The following is a 7,767-nucleotide window of genomic DNA, read 5'->3' as shown; positions in this document are numbered from 1 at the left end:
CTGGTCATGCGATAACTGGGATGCGATAGCGGCCGAAGTGGCTGCGGCGCAAGGCATCAGCCACGCGCTGGCGTCGGGGCAGATGTATCTGGCGGTGGCGCTGCGCGACCGCTTGCCCAAGGTCGCGGCCCTGTTCGCCGAGGGCGCCATCAGCGTGCGGCTGGCCTCGGCGATGGTCTGGCACACCGACCTGATCAAAGACCCCGACACACTGCGGTTGGTCGACGAGGCGCTGGCCGCCGACGCCAGGCTCTTCGGCCCGATGTCGGTGAGCAAGACCGCGCAGGCCATCGACGCCATCGTGGATCGCCACGACCCCGGGGCCCTGCGCCGCGCCCGCGCCGGCGCGCGCGGGCGCCACGTCACGATCAGCCCCGCAGACGACAATTCCGGCACCGCAGCCCTGTGGGGTTCGCTGCTGGCCACCGACGCGGCCGTGCTGGAGCGCCAACTGACCCACATGGCCGAGCAGGTGTGCCGGGACGATCCCCGCACCCTCGACCAGCGCCGGGCCGACGCGCTGGGCGCCCTGGCCGCGGGGGGTCAATACCTCGCCTGCGCCTGCGGTGGCGCCGAGTGCCCCGCTGCCGGGGAGGTCGACCCGCGCGCCGGCGCGGTCGCCGTCCACATCGTCGCCCGCGAGGACACGTTGGACGCCCAGCCCGACCCGCACACCTCCGGCGAGCGCCCGTCGCGACCGATCACCCCGGAGATGACCCTGGCCGAGGCCCTGGCCCCCGATCCCGAGCCCGACCTGCCACCCACGCCGCGGCCCCCGGCCGCGCACCTGCTCGGCGGCGGCACGCTGCCCGCGTCGATGGTCGCCGAATTGATCCGCGGCGGAGCCAAGGTCACGCCGGTGCGCTTTCCCACCGATGCCTTACCCGAACCGAACTACCGGCCCTCGGCGCAGCTACAGCGGTTCATCCGCTGTCGCGATATGACCTGTCGCTTCCCGGGCTGCGACCGGCCCGCCGAATTCGCCGACATCGACCACACCATCCCCTACCCCCTGGGGCTCACCCATCCGTCCAACCTCAAATGCCTGTGCCGCAAACATCATTTGATCAAGACGTTCTGGCCCGGCTGGCGCGACGAGCAGTGGCCCGACGGAACCGTGGTGTGGACTTCGCCGAGCGGACGCAAATACAAAACCTATCCGGGCAGTCGGCTGCTGTTTCCGACGCTGTGTCTGCCGACCGGCGAATTGCCCTCTGCCCCAACGGCATTACCACCGCTGGGCGACCGCGGCATCATGATGCCCACCCGCCGCCGCACCCGCGAGCAAGACCGCACTCGCCGCATCGACGCCGAACGCGCACTCAACGCCGATCGGGTCGCCGAACGCAATCAGCCGCCACCCTTCTAAGTGCCCCGGATCCCGATGCGCGGCCGGTCTTTTCGGTCGGCTGGCGTCCTATTGCCAGTCGACCGGCAGATCGCGCGCATGGTTGGGGCAGACGTCGATCGTGGCGGCCTTCAGGACGTGCGCCGCATCCAGTGGCGGCATTTCCTTGGACAGCACCACGAAGGCGTACTGCGCCGCATACGAGGAATACCCCTGGATCATCGCGTCGGCGTGATCGTCCATCAGCGCACACGCTTCCCGCTCGCGGTTGGTGTCGGAGTGTGCGATGCCGGTGCCGAACCAGGCGGCCAGGCCGACGGCCGCGACGGTGGTGATGGCCCGGGTGGCGCTCCGGCCGGTGCCACAGTATTGGCGTGTGTGCAATTTCTCAGGGGACATGTCGAGTTTTACCCGGGCGACCCGGAAATTAAACGAAATAAACCCGCCGAATTTCGAAATCTATTTGTCGCGACCGACAATTATTACATTAAAAGACAGGCGTCGAATAACTCCGTCAGCCCAATTGATACGACTCGCGGGACACCCGGAAAAAATGCCCGGTCCCGGCGTCGGTGCACGTCACCCCGTCGGGCTGGCTGCTGCACGTGATCGCGCCGAGCGATCTCGACTGGCCCACGCCGAGCGCCGGCCACGACCCCGCCCCCGACCCGAGCGCCGAGTACGTGCAGGTGACGTAGGAAGCCTGGCCCTGGTCGAGCCGGAAATCGCGACCCAGATCCGATCCGGGCGGACACGGCCCCCCGTTCTTGTCCCGGCCCACTCCCGGCGGTACCGGGTAGATGTGGTCGCCGATCTGGCACGTGGCGATCGGCAGCGGAGCGTCCTCGCCGTTGAGAATGCATCGAATGTTTCCCGACGCGGACGCGAACTGCTGGTAATTGTCGTCGGCGTGCGCGCTCGCCGCGCCGAAAAGCAATAGGGCCGGGGCGGCAACGCCAACCGCCGCGGAGATCGCGTTCATTCGGTGCTCCTTTCCGCGATGTTCGCGTGCGGCATGAACAAGCCGAAAGGCAAGTTTTGCACGCCGGTAATCATCGCATCCGGCACCGCCCGCCGCGCCACAATAGTTATCTTCACCATGAAGACAATTCCATGTCTTGCAGCGGGTTTCGATCCGGATAGGCTTCTTTGGTGACAGAAAAGCCGTCGTCATATTTGGTGCTGGCTTCCCAGCGCAGCGGCAGCACGCTGCTGGTCGAATCGCTGCGCGCGACCGGCGTCGCCGGCGAGCCGCAGGAGTTCTTCCAATACCTGCAAACCACCAGCCAGGCCCCCCAGCCGCGGGAGTGGTTCGCCGATGTGGACGACGCGTCGATCCTGAGCCTGCTCGATCCGCTCGACGAGGGTAAGCCGGACCTCGCGCCGGCCGAGGTCTGGCGCGACTACATCCGCACCGTCGGGCGAACCCCGAACGGCGTGTGGGGCGGCAAGCTGATGTGGAACCAGACGCCGCTGCTGTTGAGCCGCGCGAAAGACCTCCCCGATCGATCGGGCGACGGCCTGCGGGCAGCGATCCGCGACGTGATCGGCGAAGAGCCGCTGCTCATCCACGTGCACCGCCCCGACGTTGTCTCCCAGGCCGTGTCGTTCTGGCGTGCGGTGCAGACGCGGGTGTGGCGCGGCAGGCCCGATCCGACGCGCGACGCGCGCGCCGTCTACCACGCCGGGGCGATCGCGCATGTCGTCCGCATGCTGCGCGCTCAGGAGGAGGGCTGGCGGACCTGGTTCGTCGAGGAAGACGTCAAACGCATCGAAGTTCCCTATCCGGTGTTGTGGCGCAACCTGACTCAGGTGGTGGGAACCATCCTCGAGGAACTGGGGCTCGACCCGCGGCTGGCGCCGCAGCCGGTGCTGGAGCGCCAAGCCGACCAACGCTCCGACGAGTGGGTGGAGCGCTACCGCGCGGACGCCGAGCGAGACGGGCTACCAACCTGACGGCGACGAACGCGGGCACCGCCCTTGCGCCGCCGCCGGTTTCGACCGGGCCGTCGACCTAAATTCAGCGCGAGCCAATCGCTTGGTCGCCGGCGCGGGCCGGACAACGATGTCATCGTGAGCGAACAGGATTCGAAGCCGCTCGGTTGGCGCGAGCGGCTCGGCTCGGTGTCGGTGGACTGGTGGGCGACCTTGCTCGCCGGCGTGATCACCGCATTGGCGGTGGCCAACGTGCTGCCGAAGATTCCGTGGTGATCGCGTGAGCACCACCGACGTCCAATCCCTAGAATACGAAGACGCGCTCGACGAGCCCGCCTTCACCAGCCGCCGGCCGCTGGATTACGTGCCGGGCATCCTGCTGCTCATCGGCGTGGGCCTGCTCGGCAAGTACGCCCAGATCTGGTGGAACACGCTGGCCAAGCACGAACACTGGCGCGTCCCCGACATCGAATACGTGTTGTGGGCCATCGTGATTGGCCTGCTGATCACCAACACCGTCGGCCTTCATCGGATATTTCGCCCCGGCGTGCAGACCTACGAGTTCTGGCTCAAGGTCGGCATCGTCGTGCTGGGAGCCCGGTTCGTGCTCGGCGACATCGCCAAGCTGGGCGGCCTGAGCCTGATCCAGATCCTGGTCGACATGGCGGTCGCGGGAACCATCATCATCGTCGCCGCGCGCGCATTCGGGTTGTCCGGAAAGCTCGGCTCCCTGCTGGCGATCGGCACCTCGATCTGCGGGGTGTCGGCGATCATCGCCGCCAAGGGCGCGATCCGGGCCCGCAACTCCGACGTCGGCTACGCGATCGCGGCGATCCTGGCGCTGGGCGCGGTGGCGCTGTTCGTGCTGCCGCCGCTTGGACATTCGATCGGCCTGACGGATCGCGAATTCGGCATCTGGGCGGGGTTGGCGGTGGACAACACCGCCGAGACGACCGCCACGGGTTATCTGTTCTCCGATCACGCCGGCAAGATCGCCGTGCTGGTCAAGTCGACCCGTAACGCGCTGATCGGGTTCGTCGTCCTGGGCTTCGCGCTGTATTGGGCCGCGCGCGGGCAGGCCGACGAGATCGCCCCCGGCTTCAAGGCCAAGGCCGTGTTCGTCTGGAAGAAGTTCCCGAAGTTCGTGCTGGGGTTCTTGGCGGTCTCGGCGATCGCCACCGCGCACTGGCTGACCAAGGGCCAAACCGCCAACCTGGCCAACGTGTCGAAGTGGGCGTTCCTGCTCACGTTCGCCGGGGTGGGGCTCAACACCGACATCCGGCAGATCGCCCGCACCGGGTGGCGCCCGCTGGTCGTCGCGGTCATCGGCCTCACCGTCGTCGCGACGGTGTCGCTCGGCATCGTCCTGCTCACCTCGCGCGTCTTGCATTGGGGCGTAACGGCCTAGCGGATACCCGGGCGGTAACCTGGCCCGCAATGTGGATCACCATCCTGGTGATGGCCGTCGCCGTCAGCCTCGAACCCTTCCGGATCGGCATGACGGTGCTGATGTTGAACCGGCCACGGCCGATCCTGCAGCTGCTGGCGTTCCTCTGCGGTGGCTTCGCGATGGGCATGAGCGTGGGCCTGGTCGTGCTGTTCGTCTTGCGGCGCAGGCTGCTGTGGTCGACGTACCTCACGCTGCCGAGGGTGCAGATCTGCATCGGCGTGCTGGCGCTGTTGGCCGCGGGCGCCCTGGTCCTGACCCGCAACCGGGTGGCCGTTCCGGAAACGGTGACGACGCGCGCGCAGCGGCTGGTGACCGGGCGGTCGCTGTGGGTGGCGGGCGCGGCCGGCCTCGGCATCGCGCTGCCGTCGGTCGACTATCTGGCCGCGCTGGCCGTCATCCTGGCGTCGGGTGCCGCGGCCGCCACGCAGGTCGGCGCGCTGCTGATGTTCAACGCCGTGGCATTCGCTCTGGTGGAGATTCCCCTGGTGGTCTACCTGTTGGCGCCCCAAGCGACGCGCGACTCGATGGCGGCGCTGCACAACTGGATCCGGTCGCGCCGCCGCATCGAAGTCACCGCCCTGCTGGCCGCGGTCGGGTGCGTCCTGCTGGCGGTCGGCCTAGCCGGTATTTGAATCCGTCACGGCCGCCGGTCGTTTCACGACCCGGCCGCCTTCGCGGGGTCCTCGATGATGTGATACGCGGGGTCGATCAGCGCCATCGGTTGGGTGCCGCTCTGCCGGGGCTTGCCGGTGATCCGCAGCAGCTGGCCGGGCTGGATGTCGGCGCCGCCGCGCCCGTGCCGGAATGTCACGCAGATCTCGCCGCTGTTGTCGCCGACGACGACGCGCCGGACGGTGCGCCTGCGTTCGTTGACGTCCTCGACTTCGTTGACCCGCCCCTCAAAGGTGGCGCGCTGCCCGGGAATAAGACCCCCGACGGTGATCACCGACGCCGACCGATCGGGGTGTTCGTAGGCTTCGACTTCCTGTTCCTCGTCCCTCGAGACCCACGCCTCGATCTTGTCGAGCTCGCGGGAGATTCGTTGCTCGAACCCTTCGGGGTAAGCCTCCTTGATCCGCGAATCCACGTCGTAGGGAACGATGGTCGCCGCGGCGTCCGGGATCAGGCTGACCGCCCGGGCCACCTTGTCGGCGGTGCGGTCGTGCAGCAGGCGCCCCAACAGCGGGGCGTAAGTCCGGCGCGGCAGCAGCACGGTGACGTTGGTGTTCCGGTGTTCGTCGCGCGCCTTGGCGACCAGCACCTGCGCGGCACGCGTGACCCGGCGGTCCGGGCAGTCGACCACCCGCAGCGGAGTGTCGAGATCGAAGTCGTCCCAACGCTTTCGCAACGCCTTCGCGTGGGCGTCGTCCACCATGAAGTGCACCGCGACCAATTCGTCGGCGCGCAGCCCCCTGCCGTAGCGCAGCGCTTCGATGACCGCGAGGTCGAGCGAGTTCACGAACACGAACACCTTGTGCCGGGCGTACTTCACCAATTCGGGGCGGTCCGTGCGGAACATCTCGAGGATGGCCGCCTCGGCGCGGTATTCGCGGTTCAGCCGCGTCAGCGCGAACACCAGCACGGGAAAGACCACGACCACCAGCCAGGCACCCTCGGTGAACTTCGCCACCGCGAAGATTCCCACCACGATGGTCGACAGGATCGCCGCGGACAGGTTGATCGCGAGGCGCCGTCGCCACCCCGCCTCCCGATGGGTGAGATGATGTTTGGTCATCCCGTAGCCGGCCATCGAGAAACCGGTGAATACGCCGATCGCGTAGAACGGGACGAGGGCGGTGACCGAGCCGCCGGTCGCCAGCAACAGCACCACTGAAAGCCCCGTCAGCGTGATGATGCCGTTCGAAAACACCAGGCGGTGGCCGCGTTTCATCAGCTGGCGCGGCAGGAAGCGGTCTTCGGCGACGAAGCTCGCCAGCGCGGGGAATCCGTTGAAGCTGGTATTACCGCCGGTGAACAGGATGGCGGCGGTCGACGCCTGCACGAGAATGAACAGGACGTTGCCAATCGCCCCGTTGCCGAAAACCGCGCGGGCAACCTGCGACAGCACCGACGGATATCCGGCCTCGAACGGCGTCGCGTGGGTGACGAACGTCAGGTAGGCGACGCCGGCCAGCAAGAACCCGAGTATGCACGCCATGATGGTGAGCACCCGGCGGGCGTTGCGTCCCTGCGGCTTACGGAAGACGTTGACCGTGTTGGAGATCGCCTCGACCCCCGTCAGCGACGAACCGCCGTTGGCGAACGCGCGCAGCAACACCAGCACCGTCGCGCCCATCACCAGGCCGTCCCCTCGATGAACCGGCACCGCCCCGGCGATGCGCTCCGCGTCGTAAGTCGGTAATCCCCAAAATATTTCGCGAATGACGCCGGTCACGATGGTCAAGCCGATCATCGCGACGAAGAAATACGTCGCAACGGCGAACGGCCGCCCCGCTTCCTTCAACCCGCGCAGGTTTGCATAGCACATGGCGATCACCACACCCACCGTGATCGCCAGGCTGTAGGGACCGAGCACCGGGATCGCCGACACCACCGCCACCGTGCCCGCGGCCGTCTGCACCGCCACGGTGACCACGTAGTCAATCAACAACGCGGCGGCGGCGACCTGCGCCACCCGGGGCCCGAAATTCTCGCGTGCCACGATGTATGAGCCGCCCGCACGGGTGTAGGCCATCACAACCTGGCGGTAGGACGCGGCCACCAAAGCCAGGATCACCAAAATCACGCCGTTAATGGGCAACAACAACGTGAATGCCGCCAGCCCCGCAGCCGGCAGCAGCTCGATCAGGATCTGTTCGCTGCCGTAGGCGGTGGACGAGATCGCGTCGGGTGCAAGCGCGCCGAGCGCAACCCCGTTAGAAAGCCTCTCGTGTGTCAGCTTCTCGGTGATCAGCGGCTTCCCGAGAAACACGCGCTTGGCGATGTCCCCGACCGACGTCGGGATCGGGACCTTGCTCGGCGAAGTTGTCACGACCTGCATTCTGCCGCCCGGCCGGTCCGCGCGGCGGGCGGA

9 protein-coding genes are annotated in these 7,767 nt (G+C 67.5%); 5 read left to right on the top strand and 4 right to left on the bottom strand.

Annotated elements, in window-relative coordinates; all coding sequences use genetic code 11:
* The coding region (locus A5712_RS07580; protein ID WP_068103132.1) for an HNH endonuclease signature motif containing protein at window positions 1-1,369 on the top strand (1,369 nt) is incomplete at its 5' end.
* A gap of 48 nt (window positions 1,370-1,417) precedes the next feature.
* Here the strand turns inward: A5712_RS07580 and A5712_RS07575 are convergent.
* From A5712_RS07575 to A5712_RS32325, 3 genes are all read right to left on the bottom strand, one after another.
* Window positions 1,418-1,732 (bottom strand): hypothetical protein, encoded by a 315-nt coding sequence (locus A5712_RS07575; protein WP_156766460.1) that lies wholly within the window; start codon window positions 1,730-1,732, stop codon window positions 1,418-1,420.
* A 130-nt stretch (window positions 1,733-1,862) separates the two neighbouring features.
* Window positions 1,863-2,330, bottom strand: a complete 468-nt coding sequence (locus A5712_RS07570) for a hypothetical protein (RefSeq protein WP_068103103.1) — start codon at window positions 2,328-2,330, stop codon at window positions 1,863-1,865.
* The gene (locus tag A5712_RS32325) at window positions 2,327-2,449 is read right to left on the bottom strand and encodes a hypothetical protein (RefSeq protein WP_255404396.1); all 123 of its coding nucleotides are present in this window, start codon (window positions 2,447-2,449) and stop codon (window positions 2,327-2,329) included. Before A5712_RS32325 ends, A5712_RS07570 begins: the two co-directional genes overlap by 4 nt.
* A gap of 51 nt (window positions 2,450-2,500) precedes the next feature.
* On the opposite strand from A5712_RS32325, the gene A5712_RS07565 reads away from it, so the two are divergent.
* From A5712_RS07565 to A5712_RS07550, 4 genes are all read left to right on the top strand, one after another.
* The gene (locus tag A5712_RS07565) at window positions 2,501-3,304 is read left to right on the top strand and encodes a Stf0 family sulfotransferase (RefSeq protein WP_068103101.1); all 804 of its coding nucleotides are present in this window, start codon (window positions 2,501-2,503) and stop codon (window positions 3,302-3,304) included.
* A 117-nt stretch (window positions 3,305-3,421) separates the two neighbouring features.
* Window positions 3,422-3,559: a hypothetical protein gene (locus A5712_RS31265; RefSeq protein WP_173817477.1), complete on the top strand. Its 138-nt coding sequence runs from the start codon at window positions 3,422-3,424 to the stop codon at window positions 3,557-3,559.
* Between the two features lie 4 nt (window positions 3,560-3,563).
* Entirely contained in the window at window positions 3,564-4,691 is a 1,128-nt protein-coding gene (locus tag A5712_RS07555; RefSeq protein ID WP_068103097.1) for a YeiH family protein, read from the top strand.
* Between the two features lie 29 nt (window positions 4,692-4,720).
* The gene (locus A5712_RS07550) at window positions 4,721-5,365 is read left to right on the top strand and encodes a GAP family protein (RefSeq protein WP_068103095.1); all 645 of its coding nucleotides are present in this window, start codon (window positions 4,721-4,723) and stop codon (window positions 5,363-5,365) included.
* Between the two features lie 23 nt (window positions 5,366-5,388).
* On the opposite strand, the gene A5712_RS07545 is transcribed toward A5712_RS07550, so the two are convergent.
* Entirely contained in the window at window positions 5,389-7,734 is a 2,346-nt protein-coding gene (locus A5712_RS07545) for an amino acid permease (protein ID WP_369830369.1), read from the bottom strand.
* Window positions 7,735-7,767: the final 33 nt, after the last annotated feature.

The sequence above is a fragment of the Mycobacterium sp. E2327 genome (assembly GCF_001672675.1).
In the GTDB taxonomy this organism is placed as follows: domain Bacteria; phylum Actinomycetota; class Actinomycetes; order Mycobacteriales; family Mycobacteriaceae; genus Mycobacterium.
Note: the sequence above shows the minus strand (reverse complement) of the source record. Positions and strands in the feature narration are given on the sequence as shown.

Bases quoted from the DNA above. Each gene is read 5' to 3' on its own strand.
- A5712_RS07570 (WP_068103103.1), bottom strand. From the start codon at position 2,330: ATGAACGCGATCTCCGCGGCGGTTGGCGTTGCCGCCCCGGCCCTATTG.
- A5712_RS32325 (WP_255404396.1), bottom strand. From the start codon at position 2,449: ATGGTGAAGATAACTATTGTGGCGCGGCGGGCGGTGCCGGATGCGATG.
- A5712_RS07550 (WP_068103095.1), top strand. From the start codon at position 4,721: ATGTGGATCACCATCCTGGTGATGGCCGTCGCCGTCAGCCTCGAACCC.
- A5712_RS07545 (WP_369830369.1), bottom strand. From the start codon at position 7,734: ATGCAGGTCGTGACAACTTCGCCGAGCAAGGTCCCGATCCCGACGTCG.